Annotated in this window: 17 protein-coding genes and 3 tRNA genes; 7 read left to right on the top strand and 13 right to left on the bottom strand. The window is 69.6% G+C overall.

Going from position 1 to position 16,000, the window contains the following annotated elements; genetic code table 11:
* Together VGD44_RS14850 and kdsA are read right to left on the bottom strand one after the other, a co-directional pair.
* The coding region (locus VGD44_RS14850) for a bifunctional ADP-heptose synthase (RefSeq protein WP_331088396.1) at positions 1-992 on the bottom strand (992 nt) is incomplete at its 3' end.
* A 33-nt stretch (positions 993-1,025) separates the two neighbouring features.
* Entirely contained in the window at positions 1,026-1,883 is an 858-nt protein-coding gene (kdsA, locus tag VGD44_RS14845) for a 3-deoxy-8-phosphooctulonate synthase (RefSeq protein WP_331088394.1), read from the bottom strand.
* A gap of 229 nt (positions 1,884-2,112) precedes the next feature.
* Here kdsA and VGD44_RS14840 point away from each other — a divergent pair, with 229 nt between their 5' ends.
* The 4 genes from VGD44_RS14840 (at position 2,113) to VGD44_RS14825 (ending at position 5,732) form a co-directional block, all read left to right on the top strand.
* A complete protein-coding gene (locus VGD44_RS14840) occupies positions 2,113-3,258 on the top strand; it encodes a class I SAM-dependent methyltransferase (RefSeq protein WP_414694664.1) in 1,146 nt (381 codons plus the stop codon).
* Between the two features lie 117 nt (positions 3,259-3,375).
* On the top strand, positions 3,376-4,392 hold the full coding sequence (locus tag VGD44_RS14835) for a cysteine synthase A (protein WP_331088390.1): 1,017 nt from the start codon (positions 3,376-3,378) through the stop codon (positions 4,390-4,392).
* A 2-nt stretch (positions 4,393-4,394) separates the two neighbouring features.
* Positions 4,395-5,231, top strand: a complete 837-nt coding sequence (gene sseA / locus VGD44_RS14830) for a 3-mercaptopyruvate sulfurtransferase (RefSeq protein WP_331088388.1) — start codon at positions 4,395-4,397, stop codon at positions 5,229-5,231.
* Positions 5,232-5,234: 3 nt separating this feature from the next.
* Positions 5,235-5,732 carry a GNAT family N-acetyltransferase gene (locus VGD44_RS14825; RefSeq protein WP_331088398.1) on the top strand — a complete coding sequence of 166 codons (498 nt, stop codon included), beginning with the start codon at positions 5,235-5,237 and terminating at the stop codon, positions 5,730-5,732.
* A gap of 4 nt (positions 5,733-5,736) precedes the next feature.
* On the opposite strand, the gene VGD44_RS14820 is transcribed toward VGD44_RS14825, so the two are convergent.
* On the bottom strand, positions 5,737-6,837 hold the full coding sequence (locus tag VGD44_RS14820; protein WP_331088386.1) for an amino acid ABC transporter substrate-binding protein: 1,101 nt from the start codon (positions 6,835-6,837) through the stop codon (positions 5,737-5,739).
* A gap of 84 nt (positions 6,838-6,921) precedes the next feature.
* Between VGD44_RS14820 and metC the strand changes: the two genes are divergently transcribed.
* From metC to VGD44_RS14805, 3 genes are read left to right on the top strand one after another with little or no spacing between them, the layout of a single operon-like run.
* Positions 6,922-8,085 carry a cystathionine beta-lyase gene (gene metC / locus VGD44_RS14815; RefSeq protein WP_331088383.1) on the top strand — a complete coding sequence of 388 codons (1,164 nt, stop codon included), beginning with the start codon at positions 6,922-6,924 and terminating at the stop codon, positions 8,083-8,085.
* A gap of 55 nt (positions 8,086-8,140) precedes the next feature.
* Entirely contained in the window at positions 8,141-9,133 is a 993-nt protein-coding gene (locus VGD44_RS14810; protein ID WP_331088381.1) for an SDR family oxidoreductase, read from the top strand.
* Positions 9,134-9,164: 31 nt separating this feature from the next.
* Positions 9,165-10,007 (top strand): kinase, encoded by an 843-nt coding sequence (locus tag VGD44_RS14805; RefSeq protein WP_331088379.1) that lies wholly within the window; start codon positions 9,165-9,167, stop codon positions 10,005-10,007.
* On the opposite strand, the gene VGD44_RS14800 is transcribed toward VGD44_RS14805, so the two are convergent.
* The 10 genes from VGD44_RS14800 to recJ form a co-directional block, all read right to left on the bottom strand.
* A complete protein-coding gene (locus tag VGD44_RS14800; RefSeq protein WP_331088378.1) occupies positions 9,898-10,770 on the bottom strand; it encodes a pseudouridine synthase in 873 nt (290 codons plus the stop codon). The two genes, VGD44_RS14805 and VGD44_RS14800, sit on opposite strands and share 110 nt — an antisense overlap.
* Positions 10,771-10,810: 40 nt before the next feature.
* The gene (locus VGD44_RS14795) at positions 10,811-11,461 is read right to left on the bottom strand and encodes a hypothetical protein (protein ID WP_331088376.1); all 651 of its coding nucleotides are present in this window, start codon (positions 11,459-11,461) and stop codon (positions 10,811-10,813) included.
* A 99-nt stretch (positions 11,462-11,560) separates the two neighbouring features.
* Positions 11,561-11,637 (bottom strand) — tRNA-Arg (locus VGD44_RS14790).
* A 6-nt stretch (positions 11,638-11,643) separates the two neighbouring features.
* Complete coding sequence (locus VGD44_RS14785) at positions 11,644-11,952, bottom strand: ETC complex I subunit (protein ID WP_331088374.1); 309 nt, start codon at positions 11,950-11,952, stop codon at positions 11,644-11,646.
* 32 nt (positions 11,953-11,984) lie between these two features.
* Positions 11,985-12,061, bottom strand: a tRNA-Pro gene (locus tag VGD44_RS14780).
* 68 nt (positions 12,062-12,129) lie between these two features.
* The gene (locus tag VGD44_RS14775; protein WP_331088372.1) at positions 12,130-12,558 is read right to left on the bottom strand and encodes a PaaI family thioesterase; all 429 of its coding nucleotides are present in this window, start codon (positions 12,556-12,558) and stop codon (positions 12,130-12,132) included.
* Positions 12,555-13,340, bottom strand: a complete 786-nt coding sequence (locus tag VGD44_RS14770) for a glutaminyl-peptide cyclotransferase (protein ID WP_331088370.1) — start codon at positions 13,338-13,340, stop codon at positions 12,555-12,557. The genes VGD44_RS14775 and VGD44_RS14770 overlap by 4 nt, the downstream gene beginning before the upstream one ends.
* A gap of 64 nt (positions 13,341-13,404) precedes the next feature.
* Entirely contained in the window at positions 13,405-13,983 is a 579-nt protein-coding gene (locus VGD44_RS14765; RefSeq protein ID WP_331088368.1) for a cold-shock protein, read from the bottom strand.
* A 140-nt stretch (positions 13,984-14,123) separates the two neighbouring features.
* Positions 14,124-14,198 (bottom strand) — tRNA-Glu (locus VGD44_RS14760).
* A 63-nt stretch (positions 14,199-14,261) separates the two neighbouring features.
* A partial coding sequence (recJ, locus tag VGD44_RS14755) for a single-stranded-DNA-specific exonuclease RecJ (protein ID WP_331088366.1) occupies positions 14,262-16,000 on the bottom strand: 1,739 nt, incomplete at its 5' end.

Genomic DNA, 16,000 nt, shown 5'->3' with positions numbered 1-16,000 from the left:
TGGGCGGTGTGGGCGGAGAGGACGGCCTCGACGAGTTCGTGGGGCGCGACGGTGGCGGTGCCCGCCTTGCCGACGGCGACGCCCGAGGCGAGCTGGGCGAACGCGATGGCCGTGTCGACGTCGGCGCCGGCCGCCATCGCCAGGCCCAGGGCGGCCAGCGCCGTGTCGCCGGCCCCCGACGCATCGAACACCTCGCGCGGGACGGTGCGGAAGTGGCGGACGGGTTCGCCGCGCAGGCCGAGGGAGACACCCTTGGCGGCGCGGGTGACGAGCACGCCCTTGGTGGCCCACAGCTCGAGCGCTCGGGCGATGGCCGCTTCCAGCTCGGCGTCGGTCTCGGTGGGCAGGTCGGTGGCGTACGACAGCTCGGCGGCGTTCGGCTTCACGAGGTCGATGTCGCCGTAGCGCGCGAACGAGCGGGCCTTGGAGTCGACGATCACCTTGGCCCCGGTCTCGGCCGCAACCTCGTGGGCGGCGGCGATGACGGCGTCGGTGACCACGCCCTTGCCGTAGTCGGAGAGCAGGATCACGCCGGCCCCGCGGGCGGCGTCCTTGATGGTGCGCACGAGCCGCTGCTCGACCTCGCCGGTGACCGGGCGGCTTTCCTCGAGGTCGACGCGCAACAGCTGCTGGCCGCTGGAGATGAAGCGGGTCTTCAGCGTCGTCGGGCGGCCGGGATCGGTGACGAGATAGCCCTCGATGGCCGGCTCTTCCTCGCCGACCAGGCGCTGCGCCTCGTGGCCCTCAGCGTCGCCGCCGATCAGGCCGACCAGCGCCACCGAGCCGCCGAGGGCTGCAATGTTGCGGGCGACGTTGCCCGCCGCGCCCAGCATCTTCAGCTCCCGCGAGCGCGCCAGGACGGGGATCGGCGCTTCTGGCGACACCCGGCTGACCGAGCCATAGACGAACCGGTCCACCATCAGGTCGCCGACACAGGCGACGCGCTTGCCGGGAAGATTGCCGAGCAGGCTCTGGAGAGCGGCCAAATCCATGCGGCTAGCCTGTGCGGCGCGTTGGCGAGCCGGTCAAGCCGCGGCCGTCCGCCGCTTGGCTAGGGCGTCGTACTCCAGCAGCTCGGCCGCCAGGCTCTCGAACTGGGCGAGCGGCACCATGTTCGGGCCGTCCGACGGCGCATTGTCGGGATCCGGATGCGTCTCCATGAAGACAGCCGCCACGCCCACGGCGACGGCGGCGCGCGCCAGCACCGGGACGAACTCCCGCTGGCCGCCGGAGGTGGTCCCCTGACCGCCGGGCTGCTGCACCGAATGGGTGGCGTCGAACACAACGGGACAGCCGATGCTGGCCAGGATCGGCAGCGCGCGCATGTCCGAGACCAGGGTGTTGTAGCCGAACGATGCACCGCGCTCGCACGCCATGACATTGGCGTTTCCGGTGCTCAGGACCTTGTCGACGACATTCTTCATGTCCCAAGGCGCCAGAAACTGGCCCTTCTTCACGTTGACGACCTTGCCGGTGGCGCCGGCCGCGAGCAGCAGGTCGGTCTGGCGGCACAGGAAGGCCGGGATTTGCAGCACGTCGACCGTCTGCGCGGCCGTGGCGCACTGCTCGGACGCGTGGACGTCGGTCAGGGTCGGCAGACCCGTGACCTCGCGGATTTCGGCGAAGATCGGGAGGGCCTCTTCCAGGCCGACCCCGCGGGCAGTGTTCACCGAGGTGCGGTTCGCCTTGTCGAAGGACGTCTTGTAGATGAGCCCGACGCCCAGCCTGGCGGCGATCTCCTTCAGGGCGTGGGCGGTCTCCAGCGCGTGCTGCCGGCTCTCGAGCTGGCAGGGGCCGGCGATGAAGGTCAGGCGCTCGCGGTTGCCGATCCGGACCAGAGTCGAGCCGCTGGAAATCTCGATGGTGCTGTTGGGCTGGGTCAATGTCCGATCCTTGGTCTGGCCGCTGTGTCGCCTGACGCGCCCGTCCGTCAAGTTCAATCGCGGCGCCTCCCTCGCGGCGCCTTGACCGTATCCTTCCGGCATCCGATAGCGCGCACCGCTGTCGGAGTTTATCCTCGGACAGCGTATGGGGGCGTCAGGAATGGTTGGAGGTTCGCCGGTGACGGACCTTTCGGGAACGCCGTTGGTGTTTCGAACGGCAGCCCGGACGATGATCCGGAACTGGAACACGGGTGTCTTGACCTTCGTGCTGCCGGACGGTCGCGAGATCCGTCTGGAGGGCGCGACGCCTGGACCCGAGGCCCGCCTGATCGTCCACGACTACGACTTCATCAAGCGCACCATCTCGAACGGCACCATCGGCTTCGGCGAAGGCTACATGGCCGGCGAGTGGGACACCCCCGACCTTTCGATCCTGCTGGAAGTGCTGGCGTCGAACTACGCCCGCTTCGCCAAGGTGTCGTTCGGCACGCCCTTCATGGCCGCGCTGAACCTCCTGGAACACACCTTCAGCCGCAACAACGACCGGCTGGGCTCGAAGAAGAACATCCAGGCGCACTACGACCTGGGCAACGCCTTCTACGAGCGCTGGCTGGACTCGACGATGACCTATTCGGCGGCGCGCTTCGAGCGGCCGGGGGAGAAACTTTCCGAGGCCCAGGCGCGCAAGTACCGGACGCTCTGCGAGAGCATGGGCCTGGCTCCTGACCACCACGTGCTGGAGATCGGCTGCGGCTGGGGCGGCTTCGCCGAGTTCGCGGCCAAGGACGTGGGCGCCAAGGTCACGGCGATCACCATCTCCGAGGAACAGTTCAAGTTCGCGAAGGAGCGGATGTTCCGCCAGGGCCTGAACGAGCGCGCCGAGATCCGCCTGGTGGACTATCGCGACGTGGGCGGCCAGTTCGACCGCGTGGCCTCGATCGAGATGTTCGAAGCGGTCGGCGAGCGCTACTGGCCCACCTACTTCGACAAGGTGCGCGAGAGCCTGAAGCCCGGCGGCCAGGCCGGCCTGCAGATCATCACCATCCGCGACGAATATTTCGAGCACTACAAGCGCACGCCGGACTTCATCCAGAAGTACATCTTCCCGGGTGGCATGCTGCCGTCGGAGGAGCGCCTGAAGGTCGCCACCGACCGCGCCGGCCTGTCCTGGGGCCCGATCTCGCGCTTCGGGGTCTGCTACGCCGACACCCTGGCGGAGTGGGCGCGCCGGTTCGAAGCCGCCTGGGAGGAGATCACGCGGCTGGGGTTCGACGAGCGCTTCCGCAAGCTGTGGCGCTTCTACCTGAGCTACTGCGAGGCGGGCTTCCGCACCGCGCGCACCGATGTGGTGCAACTGAGCCTCATCAAGGCTTAGGCAGCTGGTCCCTGCCAAGTTCTCTCACAGGGGCCGAAGGAAACCTCGGCGCTTGGAGCTCGCGGAATGCGTTCCGCCCTCTGTTCTCCATGGCCGAGCCTGCCTAAGTAGGCGGCCATGCACGTCGCGCCTCCCTCTGTCGCCAGCAGCATCCTCGACCTGATCGGCAACACGCCGCTCCTGCGGCTGCGCCGCGCGAGCGAGATGACCGGGTGCGAGATCCTCGCCAAGGCCGAATTCATGAACCCCGGCCAGTCGGTGAAGGACCGCGCGGCCCTCTTCATCATCCGCGACGCCGAACAGAAGGGCCTGCTGCGGCCCGGCGGTCGGATCGTCGAGGGCACGGCCGGGAACACCGGCATCGGCCTGGCCATGGTCGGAAGGGTGCTGGGCTACCGCTCCACGATCGTCATCCCACGCACCCAGAGCCAGGAGAAGAAGGACGCCATCCGCCTCTACGGCGCCGAGCTTGTCGAGGTGGACGCCGTCCCCTACGCCAACGAAATGAATTACGTGAAGTATTCCGGGCGCCTGGCGGCGGAACTTGATGCGAAGGAGCCCAACGGCGCGGTCTGGGCCAACCAGTTCGACAACGTCGCCAACCGCGAAGCCCACGTGCAGACCACAGGCCCGGAGATCTGGCGGCAGACCGACGGCAGGGTGGACGCCTTCATCAGCGCCATCGGCTCGGGCGGCACCTTGGCCGGCGTGGCGCAGGCGCTGCGCGAACGGAATCCCAAGGTGAGGATCGGCCTGGCCGACCCGCATGGCGCGGCGCTCTACAGCTACTACACGGACGGCGAACTGAAGGCCGAAGGGACCTCGATCAGCGAGGGCATCGGCCAAGGCCGCATCACGGCCAACATCGAAGGCCTCACGATCGACCACGCCTACCGCGTCTCGGACGAGGAAATGCTGCTGGCGATCTTCGACCTGATGGAGTTCGAAGGGCTGGTGATGGGTGGCTCGACGGGGATCAACGTGGCCGGGGCGATCCGCATGGCGAAGGACCTAGGCCCCGGCCACACCATCGTCACCGTCCTGTGCGACCACGGCCAGCGCTACCAGTCCAAGATCTTCAACCCGCCGTTCCTGCGCGAGAAGGGCCTGCCTGTGCCGAGCTGGCTGGAATAGCCATGACCGATCCCCTGGTCACGACCGATTGGCTGGCCGCACGTCTCGGCGATCCCGGCGTGCGGATCGTGGACGCCACCCTGCCCCTGGTGGGTCAGCCGGGGCACGGCCGCGACAGCTACATGAACGCCCACATCCCCGGCGCGGTCTTCTTCGATATCAACGCCATAGCCGACCCCGACACCGACCTCCCCCACATGCTGCCGAGCCCCACGGCCTTTGCGGAAGCCGCCGGCGCCCTGGGCCTCGATCGTGACGCGACGATCGTCGTCTACGACGCCCACGGCATCTATTCCGCCCCGCGAGTGTGGTGGACGCTGCGGACCATGGGCTACGAGCGGGTCTTCGTCCTCGACGGCGGGCTGAAGGCCTGGGCCGCTGCGGGCCACCCGATCGCGACTGTCGACACTGTGCCTCAGGCCACGCGGGTCGCGGTCGCTTTCTCGCCGGACCTCGTGGCCGACATCGCCGACGTGACCGAGATCCTGGCCGACGGCTCGGCCCAGGTCGTCGACGCCCGCTCCGCCGGCCGCTTCCGCGGCGAGGCCCCGGAACCGCGCGCGAGCCTGCGGTCGGGCCACATGCCAGGCGCGCTCAACCTGCCCTACGACGCGGTGCTGAACCCGGACGGGACACTCAGGTCCGTCGAGGACCTCAAGACCGTCTTCGCCCACGTCGACCTGACCCGCCCGATCGTGACCACCTGCGGTTCGGGCGTGACGGCCTCGGTGCTGGCGCTGGCCGCCGCCCGGCTTGGACGCTTCGACGTGGCGGTCTATGACGGCTCCTGGACCGAGTGGGGCGGACGCTCCGACACGGCCGTCGTCACAGGAGCCTGATCCATCGAGATACGCCTTGCTCGCCCAAGCGACCTTGAGCACCTGCCGCGCATCGAGCTGAGCGCCGCGCAAAAATTCGTCGGCCAGGACACGCCGGCCTTCCTCCTTACCGACTGCGCGCCGCCGGAGGCGTACGAACCGCACCTCGTCGGCGGAACCCTATGGGTCGTCGACGACGGCGACCGTCCCGTGGCCTTCTTGGCCGCCCGCGTGGCCGGCGACCGGCTGCACGTCGACGAGCTCGACGTGCAGGACGGCCAGCACGGCAAGGGCCTCGGCAAGCGGCTGCTGGGGCATGCGCTCGACTGGGCGAAGGCCAACGGCAAGGTGAGGCTCAGCCTCACGACCTTCCGCAGCATCCCCTGGAACGGGCCCTACTACGCCCGCTTCGGCTTCCGCGAGTGGGACCCGGCCGAGGCGCCCGAGGACGTGCAGCGTGCGCTCCGCCGGGAGGCGGCGAACGGCCTGTCCGACCGCTGTGCGATGGTGATGGACATCTGAGCCGTCACCGCATCGGCGGCGCGTACATCAGGCCGGGCTTGGGCGCATTCCAGAGGGCGTTGAGACCGCGGTCCAGACGCAGGGCGGAGTCGGCGCCCAGGTCGCGGCGGAAGATCTCGTGGTAGGCGCCGACCTGGCGGATCACCTGGAACGCCCAGTCCGTCTCGAGGCCCAGAAGACTGCCGAGGTCGCCTTCGACGCCGAGCAGGCGGCGGGTCTCCGGATCGGTGGCCGTCTCGCGGGCCTGCTCGACCGTCCGCGAGGTGAGCCCCAGCTCCTCGGCGAGCAGCGTCGCGTAGACCGTCCAGCGCACGATGTCGGCCCACACCGGATCGTCCTGCCGCACGACCGGCCCCAGCGGCTCCTTGGAGATCACCTCGGGCAGGATCACGTGGCCGCCGGGGTTGGACAGGACCGAACGGGAGGCGGCGAGCGCCGAGACGTCGGCGGTGAACACGTCGCAGTTCTCGGCCTCGTAGAGCTGGCGGGCCTGCTGCTCGCTGGCGGCCATCACAGCGCGATAGCGAATGCCGCGGACTCGGAACCAGTCGTCGACGTTGCCGGCGCTGGCGGTGCCCTCTTGCACGCAGACGCGCGCGCCGTTCAGCTCCTGGGCGCTGTTCAGCCCCAATTCGCGGCGCACCAGGAAACCCTGGCCGTCGAAATAGGTGATGATCGGGAAGACGAGGCCGAGGCCCGTCTCGCGGGCGAAGGTCTGGGAGGTGTTGCGCGACAGGACGTCCAGTTCGCCCTTCTGCAGGGCGCCGAAGCGGTCCTGCGCGCCGATCACCGTGAAGCGGACCTTGTTCGCATCGCCCAACGTCGCCGCCGCCACGGCGCGGCAGATGTCGACATCGAAGCCCCGCCACGCGCCCCGGGCATCCTTGAGCGCGAATCCCGGCAGCCCGGCGTGCACCCCGCAGGCGACGTAGCCGCGCGTGCGCACCGCCTCCAGCGTCGGGCTTTTCGCCGGCTTGTAGCCTGGGTTGGCGGAGGTCGCGCGGGGCTGGGTCTTGACCTCGGGCGCCTTCTTGGCGGGCTGTGGGCCGCTGCACGCGCCGAGCGCCGCGAGTAGCAGAACCGTCGCCGCGAGGCGGGAGATCATCGCTGCTCCTTGAAACGGGGAGTCGGTTGGGGCTCTTAAGAGCTGAAGCACTTTCGCCAGCGCCGAGACGAGCCGCAACCCCGCATGTCCGACGAGACCCGCCTGATCCATGCCGGCAAGGCCGCGGACACCCTGGCGCGCACGGTGGGCCCGCCGATCCAGAAGGGCTCGACAGTGCTGCTGCCCAACGCCGAGGCGCTGTACGACGACGCCAACTACCTGACCTACGGCCGCGCGGGGCTGTCGGCCCAGACGTCGCTGCAGGAGGCGCTGGCCGTGCTGGAAGGCGCCGTGGGCGTGGCGCTCTACCCCTCGGGCATCGCGGCGCTGTCGGGCGTGGCGATGGCGCTGCTGAAAGCCGGCGACGAGGTCCTGGTGGTGGACAACGTCTACAAGCCCGTCCGCCGGTTCTGTGACAACGTGCTGAAGCGGTTCAGCGTGGGGGTGACCTACTTCGACCCGCGGACCATGCCCGAGGCGCTGGTCGAAACGGCGCCCGCGGCCACACGGCTGATCCTGATGGAGAGCCCGGGCTCGCTCAGTTTCGAGATGCAGGACGTGCCGCGAATCGCGGAACTCGCGCGCGAGAAAGGCATCCTGACCGCCATCGACAACACCTGGGGCGCGGGGCTGATCTTTAAGCCGCTGGAGCACGGCGTCGACATCTCGATCCAGGCCCTGACCAAGTACGTGGGCGGCCACTCGGACGTGTTCATGGGGTCTGCGGCGGCTCGCGATCCCAAGCTGGTCCGGCAACTGGCCGACGGGGTGAACCACATGGGCTGGGCGGTCTCCGGCGAGGACGCTTACGCCATGCTCCGGGGCCTCAGGACCTTGCCCACGCGGATGGCGCGACAGGGCGCGAGCGGGCTCACCGTGGCGGCCTGGCTGCGCGAGCAACCCGAGGTGGCGCAGCTGCTGCACCCCGCCCTGCCCGGCTGCCCCGACCACGAGTTGTGGGCGCGCGACTACAGGGGCGCGTGCGGCCTGTTCGGCTTCGTGCTGAAGCCGGCGCCCAAGGCGGCTGTGAACGCCTTCCTCGACGCCCTGAAGCTGTTCGGGCTCGGCTTCTCGTGGGGCGGCTTCGAGAGCCTGGCGATCTGGTGCGACCCGCAGCTGAAGGTGCGCAGGTTCGACCACGACTACGGTGGCCCGCTGATGCGGCTGCATGTCGGGCTCGAGGACCCGGTCGACCTGATCGCCGACCTGCGCAAGGGCCTGGACGCCTACGCGAAACTGGCCGGCTGACCGGAACCTCCTGCGGCGGCCAGCGCTTCCCGGCGCGAACCGCAGGAGGATGGTCATGGCCACCACGCAGAAGGGCTTCGAGGACCGCGCCCATCAGGTCGCGGACGAGGGGCGCGAGATCCAGCGCGAGGTCGAGGCGAAGGAGAAGCGCTCGTTCCGCTCCGACCAGGATGACGAGCCGCCGCCGCAGACCGGCGCACGCCAATATCCGGTCCCGCCCCTGCCCGGGAAGCACCTGGAAAAGCCCGGCCTCGAGGCCGAGTTGACGCTGAAGCCCATGTACGACGCGCCGTTCTACAAGGGCTCGGAAAAGCTCAAGGACAAGGTGGCGCTGGTTACCGGCGCCGATTCCGGGATCGGACGCGCCGTGGCCGTGCTGTTCGCCCGCGAGGGCTGCGACGTGGCGATCGCCTACCTGGAGGAGGAAGCGGACGCGAAGGAGACGCAGGCCGCCGTCGAGCAGGAAGGCAGGCGCGCCATCCTGATTCCCGGCGACGTGGCCGACCCGAAGTATGCCGAGGCCGCGGTGGCGCGGACCGTGAAGGAGCTGGGCGGGCTCGACATCCTGGTCAACAACGCCGCCTTCCAGGAGCACGCCAAGGCCATCGAGGACCTCAGCTACGAGCACTTCGACCGGACGCTGAAGACCAACCTCTACGGCTACTTCAACCTGGCCAAGGCGGCGATTCCGCACCTGAAGCCCGGCTCGGCGATCATCAACACCGGGTCGGTGACGGGGATCGAGGGATCGAAGGAGCTGCTCGACTACTCGATGACCAAGGGCGGAATCCACGCCTTCACGCGCTCGTTGGCCGGCTCGCTGATCAAGAAGGGGGTCCGGGTGAACTGCGTCGCGCCCGGCCCGGTCTGGACGCCGCTCAATCCCGCCGATCGCGAGGGCGAGAAGCTGCGGCAGTTCGGAGCCAAGACGCCGATGAAGCGACCGGCCCAGCCCGAGGAGATCGCGCCGGCGTTCGTCTTCCTGGCGTCGCCCCAGACCTCCAGCTACATCACCGGCGAGATCCTGCCGATCATCGGTGGGTACTAACCGACGCGGCGGGCACGGATTGGACGATTGGGTGGCCGGTTTCATGGCCGAGGAGCGCCTGCCGGACAGTTTCCGGCAGACGTTCGAGGATTTGTGCTGGCCGTTCGCCGACCGGGCTGCCGACTGGCGCCGCGACTTCGGGCGCACGGCCTTCATCGGGCTGTGCGGACCGCAAGGGTCCGGGAAGTCGACGATTGCGGCCGTGACAGTCCGCCTGCTGGCCGAGCGGGGCCTGAAGGCGGTGGCGATCTCGCTCGACGACTTCTACCTGGGTCGCGAGGCGCGGGCCTGGCTCGCGGGCCGGACGCATCGCCTGCTGCAAGTGCGCGGGCCGCCGGGCACGCACGACGTGATCCTGGCCTGCGCGGTGCTGGACCAGCTCCGCAGCCAGGGCGACACGCCCCTCCCCGGCTTCGACAAGGCCGCCGACGACCGCCTGCCCAAGAGCCGCTGGCGGACCGTCGAAGGGCCGGTGGACGTGGTGATCCTGGAGGGCTGGTGCGTGGGGGCCCGGCCCGAGCCTCTCGAGCGGCTGATCGAGCCCGCGAATGCGCTCGAGCGGCGCGACGATCCCTCGCGCGCCTGGCGCGGCTACGTGAACCGCCAACTGGGCGAGGCCTACCAGGGGCTGTTCCGGCGGCTGGACCGGCTGGTGCTGCTGCAGGCGCCCGGGTTCGAGGTCGTGCGTGGCTGGCGGGCTGAGCAGGAGGCGAAGCTGCGCGAGCGGACGGGCTCAGGGATGACCGAGGCCGAAGTCGGCCGCTTCATCCAGCATTACGAGCGCCTGACGCGCTGGATCCTCGAGGAGGTGCCTGACCGCGCCGACTGGGTGGTCCCTTTGAGGCCGGACCGGACGCCGGTCCCGCAGGGCTAGGCGCCGAGGCCGCGATCATCGCCTCGCGTTCCGTGGCGGTCAGGAGCCGCCAGCGGCCTTCCGGCAGGTCGCCCAGCTCCAGCGGGCCGATGCGGACGCGCAGGAGGTCCATGACGCGGAGGCCCACGAGCTCGCACATCCGGCGGATCTGGCGGTTGCGCCCCTCGGTGAGGATGAACCGCAGCGTCTGGCCCTGAACGACGGTGACCTTGGCTGGACGCAGCTTGCGGCCGTCGAGCTCCAGGCCGTGGCGCAGACGGCTGAGCGTCGGCTCGTCGATCCGCCCCGCCACGCGCACCACATACTCCTTGTCGAGCTCGGACTGCGGGCCGATCACCGCCTTGGCCAGCACGCCGTCGTTGGACAGGATCAGCAGCCCGTGGCTGTCTAGGTCGAGGCGCCCCAGCGGAGGCAAGCTCATCTTGGCGTCCGGGATCGTGGCGCTCTCGCCGACCAGCGCCGCGCGGGTCAGGAGCCGCACGGCCGGCGTGTAGCCGGGCTCGGGCTGGCCGGAGACGTAGCCGGTGGGCTTGTTCAGGACGGCGGTGAAGCCTTCGAGACGGCCTTGGGCCTTGTCGGTGAGCGTCAGCGTCTGGCCCGGCAGGATCTTGCGGCCCGCGTCCTCGACCCGCTCGCCATCGATGTAGACCAGGCCCTCGCCGATCAGCGCCTCGGCCTCGCGGCGCGAGCAGACACCGGACTGCGCGAGCCACTTGTTGACCCGCTGCGGCTCGGTGTCGTCGTAGGTGCGGGTCCAGGCCATCGGGGTTAGGTGCGCGGCGAACGGTCGGACGTCAACCAGCCTAGAACCAGGCCCGGATCGCGTGCCCGCGTTCCCCCCAGAAGATGAACCAGCGGCCGGCCGCTCGGGCGATATCGAGCTGTTCAGCGAACGGCGTGGGGTCGGTGGGCTGTCGACCAAGGCCCAGTCGCGCCAACAGGCCCGGCATGCGCGGGGGCGCGGGCGGAGGCTCGATAGCGGCGTCAGCGGCGGCCAGAAGCCCGCGGCCATAGGCGACCGCGGCCTCCGGCATCTTGTGGTCCCACGCCTGCTCGATGAGTTCCTTGCTCAGGACGTCGCTGCACATCGGCAGGAAGGCGCCGCGGAAACTGGTCTCGTCCACGCCGTCATACAGACCACCGTTGGAGTACTTAGGCACCCCGTCGCATTGGACCAGGGCGATCGCATGGTAGCCGTCGAACTCCTTGAGGACCGCTGCGATGTCGTCCGGCGTCGTCGCCTTGTTCTGCTCGACGATCCAGGCGTCGGCGGCTGGATCTTGCCCGACCCGCGGCGCGCCGATCCTCTCGTAGGGTGGAATGCTGATTTCGCGGAAGCGTGCGACGTCAGCGTCGGACTGTTCATCCCCGCCGAAGGACTTCTCGAGAAGCCGTCGCCATTCGGCCTCGTGGCCCGCCTTGGCGCATGCCTCGGCAACAAGGTCCAAACCCAACGCGATGCCCCATCGTATGCGATACCGGCTGAGCGCAGGGTCGCACAGTCGAATCGCGCGTACAAGAACAAACTGCGAACGTCGCCTTGGCGAAGCTCGTGGCGCGCCCGGCAGGACTCGAACCTGCAACCGTCCGCTTAGAAGGCGGATGCTCTATCCGGTTGAGCTACGGGCGCGAGCTCTCAGTGGGTCCAGGGAATGCGTCTGCCGAACGCGAAGTTGTCGGCATAGGCCTTGATGATGCGTTTCGTGGGCGCGGGGTCGATCAGCTGGAAGGCGATGCCGTGGGCGTCGGCGTAGCGGACCGCCTCGTCCTTGGTCTCGAAGGTGAGCTTCACCTGGCTCGACTCCGTATCGCTGGTGACTGTCCAGCCCATCAGCGGGTCGGGGCGGCGCGCATCGCTGGGCTCGAACTCCAACACCCAGTTCGCAGCCTTGGCGCGGCCCGACTGCATGGCGTTCTTGGACGGACGATAAATGCGCGCGAGCATGTGGGTCTTCAGGTCCTCAAATTCCGGCCGGCTGGTCGGGGCGGCGTGATTCGAACACGCGACCCTCTGCTCCCAAAGCAGATGCGCTACCAGGCTGCGCTACGCCCCGAGGGCGCCGGCGGGCCTGCGATATAGGCGTTTTGCGGTTTCCGCAAACCTACCCGAGCGCATGGACACTCAGCCGCGCCGGTCCATCAGCTTGAAGACGCCCGACGCGCGCACGATGTCGACCCCGCGGGCGCGCAGGACGCCCTCGGCGAAGGCGACGTCCCTGGTGGCGCGGGTCATGCGCGACTCGCCCACCACCCAGTCGCCCTGCCGGGCCATGTGCAGGAAGTCGATGGAGAGGTGGATGGTCACGCCCACCTTGCCGGTCCCGAAGCCCACGGCGCCGGCCAGCAGGCCGTCGGTGAAGGCCGAAAGCATGCCGCCGTGCACGAGGCCGATGCCGTTGGTGTGACGCGGCAGGGCGTAGAAGGCCTGGGAGACAAGCCCGTCCGCCACCGGCTTATGGAAGTACGGCCCGTTGAGCGTCGAGAACTGGCCGCGGCCCTGCGAGGGGACGAAGCCCGGCGGCGGCTCTGGGATGGTTTCGTCGTCGGTCATCGGGCGGCGGTCCGTGGCGGGGTCAGGCGCACCTCGTAGAGGCGGGGCCACAGCTTGCCGGTCAGGAACAGGCGGTCGCCCTGGGCGTCGTAGGCGATTCCGTTGGGCACGGCGTCGACGTTCGGCTTGCGGCCGGTTTCGGGCAGCGCCGAGAGGTCGATCCAGCCCTTCACAGCTCCGGTCCTCGGGTCGATGCGGGCGATCGCGTTGGTCTGCCAGACGTTGCCCCAGACCTCACCCTTCACCCACTCGATCTCGTTGAGGTTGGCCAGCGGCCGCCCCTCGGCGGTGATGCGGACGCGGCGGACCTCCTTGAACGTCTTCGGGTCGAGGAAGCGCAGGTTCGGCGTCCCGTCGCTCAGGATCAGGTTCTTGCCGTCCTGGGTCAGCGCCCAGCCCTCGCCCGGATAGGCGAAGGTCTTGCGCAGCGCGAAGGTCTTCAGGTCCCAGCGGAAGCCGACGCCGTCCTGCCAGGTGACGCTGATCAGCTCGCCGCCCCAGTTGACCATCCCCTCGCCGAACAGCTCGGGCGAGAGCGCCTTGGACTGCAGCACCGCGCCGTCGCTCAGGCGCACCCGGCGAATGGTCGAGCGGCCCTCGAGGCCGGTGCTCTCGTAGAGTTGCCCGTCCAGGTACAGGAGGCCCTGGGTGTAGGCGCGCGGGTCATGGGGATAGGCCGCCTTCACCTCCACGCCCTGGACCGGCAGTGCCGCCCAGGCGGCCGAGTTGGCGGCGGCGAGGACCGCGGCGAGGAAGCCGGCAATGCGAAGGCGAACGAGCAAGCCGGGACTCCGGGCGGAACAGGCCTACCAATTGGGACACCGGCGAGCGGCAGGCAAGCTCCCGCTAGGAGACGTGCGCCGCCTCGATCTCGGCCACGACCAGGCCCTTGGGCCCTTCGGCGAAGCGGACCATGACGCTCTCGCCCGGCTGCAGGTCTTCCATGCCCGCGCGCCGCAGGGTCTCGATGTGCACGAAGATGTCGCCCGGCTCGTTGTCGCGAACCACGAAGCCGTAGCCCTTCGCCCGGTTGAACCACTTCACCTTGGCGCCTTCGAGCGGCCCGGTGGCCGCCAGGGGGCGGCGTGCGGGACGCGAAAGCCCCTCTGGCCGGCCACGGTCGGCGGCATGCGGCTTGCGCTCGCTCGGCGTGGCGGAGCTCTCGTCCACCAGCACCACTTCGGCGACCTGCCAGCCCTTGGGCCGGCGCACCACGTCACAGGTGATCAGAGACCCTTCGAGGCAGCTTTCGCGCCCCGAAGTGCGCAGACTGGTGACGTGGAGCAGCACGTCCTTGAGGTCGGTAAGATTGGGGTCGTCCGGCACGATGAAGCCGTAACCCTTACCGACATCGAACCACTTCACCCGCCCGGAGATCCGCACAGGTGGCGGACCCTCCACATGCTCGAATTCGTAACCAGCCATTTGCCCCTCGGCCCGCTACCCCCGACACATGGGTCAGGGCCAACTATAACACTGTTCTTGTAAGACTGGGGGCGTCAATGGTGATTCGCGCGCGCGAATGCTGTGCGCCGGGCGCGCGAAGACCTGAGGGGGAAGTCGCGTGGCAGTCCCTAGGGGAGTCGAACCCCTCTCTCCAGGTTGAAAACCTGGCGTCCTAACCGATAGACGAAGGGACCGCGTGGCGCGAGGCGGCGTCTATAGCGGCCTTCGTTTAGGGGCGCAAGCGGCTGTTTGGCGCATCAGATGCGGCGCGGATCGGCCACATCTTCGATCTCCAGCTCGACGCCCTCGCGCCCTTGCCAGTCATCAGGTTTCAGCTTGCCGGCCACGTGGACGGCCCCGCCCTCGGCCAGCAGCCGGCGGCCCATCTCGGTGTCTTCGCAGCGCCAGGCGACGGCCTTGAGCCGGCCGCCCGAGCCGTCGGTCAGGGTCACGCGCACGTGGCCGCCGCGCAGCGCCATCGGCCGCTCCACGCGCACGTCGGCGGCGGCAAACACGGGCTCGGGGTTGCCAGGGCCGAACGGGGCCAGCCGCTGGAAATCGGTCCAGAGGCCGCGGTCGGCGCCCCGGGCGGTGACCAGGGCGTCGATGTCGAGGCCGTCCTCGGCGGCGGCGATCGCGGCCTCCGCGGCCATCTTCTCGCACAGGAAGGCGCGCAGCTCGGGGATCGTGTCGGGGCGCACCGAAAGGCCCGCGGCCATGGCGTGACCGCCGCCGGCCAGCAGCAGGCCTTCCTCGTAAGCGGCCTGCACGGCGGACCCCAAGTTCACGCCCGGCTGCGAGCGGCCAGAGCCCTTCCCCACGTCGGCCGCCCGGTCGATCCCGATGACGATCACGGGCTTGCGGTAACGCTCGCGCAGGCGACCGGCGACGATGCCGATGACGCCGGGGTGCCAGCCGTCGTCGGCCACCACCAGACACGGCGCGTCGGCCTGGTTGCTTTCGCGCTCGATGTGGCGGATCGCGGCCTCCTGGACCTCGGCCTCCACCTGCTTGCGCGAGCTGTTCAGCGCGTCGAGCTCCTCGGCGAGCGCGGCGGCCTCCTCGGGGTCGTCGGTGGAGAGCAGGCGCGCGCCCAGGTCCGAGCGTCCGATTCGCCCGCCGGCATTGATCCGCGGCCCCAAGAGGTAGCCGACGTGGAACACCGACGCCGGTCCGCTGGCCTTGGCGACGTCCATGAGGGCCTTCAGGCCGGGATTGGCCCAGGCCGACATCACCTTCAGGCCCTGGGCGGCCAGGGCGCGGTTGAAGCCGACGAGCTGGGTCACGTCGCAGATGGCGCCCATGGCGGCGAGGTCCAGCCAGGACCGCAGGTCGGGCTCGCCGTTCGTGAACAGGCCGCGGCGGCGCGCCTCACGGTTCAGGGCGGCCAGCAGCACGAAGGCGACGCCCGCGGCGGCCAAGTGCCCCTGCCCGGACGCATCGTCGGGCCGGTTGGGGTTCACCAGCGCCGCCACGGCCGGGATCTCGCCCGGCCGCATCAGGTGGTGGTCGATGACGACGACCTCGAGGCCGATCTCGGCAGCGCAGGCCAGCGCGTCGTGCGCGGCGGCCCCACAGTCGACGGTGATGACCAGCTCGGCCCCATCGGCCTTCAGATGCCGGAAGGCGGCCGGCGACGGGCCGTAGCCCTCGGTCATCCGGTCGGGGACGTAGATCGACAGTTCCAGGCCCATGGCGCGGAACCAGCGCACGATCAGCGCCGCCGACGAGGCGCCGTCGACGTCGTAGTCGGCGAACACCACGACGCGCCGCTTCGCCTCGAGCGCATCCACCAGGATCGCCGCAGCCCGGTCCATGTCGGCGAACGACGAGGGGTCGGGGAACAGCGCCTTCAGGGTCGGATTGAGGAAGTCGCCGCAGGCCTCGGCCGTGACGCCCCGCGACGCCAGGGCCCGCGCCAGGGGCTCGGAAAGGCTGTGGGAAAGCTGGTGGCTGCGCGTAAGGTCGGGGCACGCCGTGCGCTGGCGCCAGAGCC

It is taken from the genome of Phenylobacterium sp. (genome assembly GCF_036402295.1).
GTDB lineage: Bacteria > Pseudomonadota > Alphaproteobacteria > Caulobacterales > Caulobacteraceae > Phenylobacterium.
The sequence above is the reverse complement of the archived record's forward strand: the minus strand, read 5'-3'. Positions and strand labels throughout refer to the sequence as shown.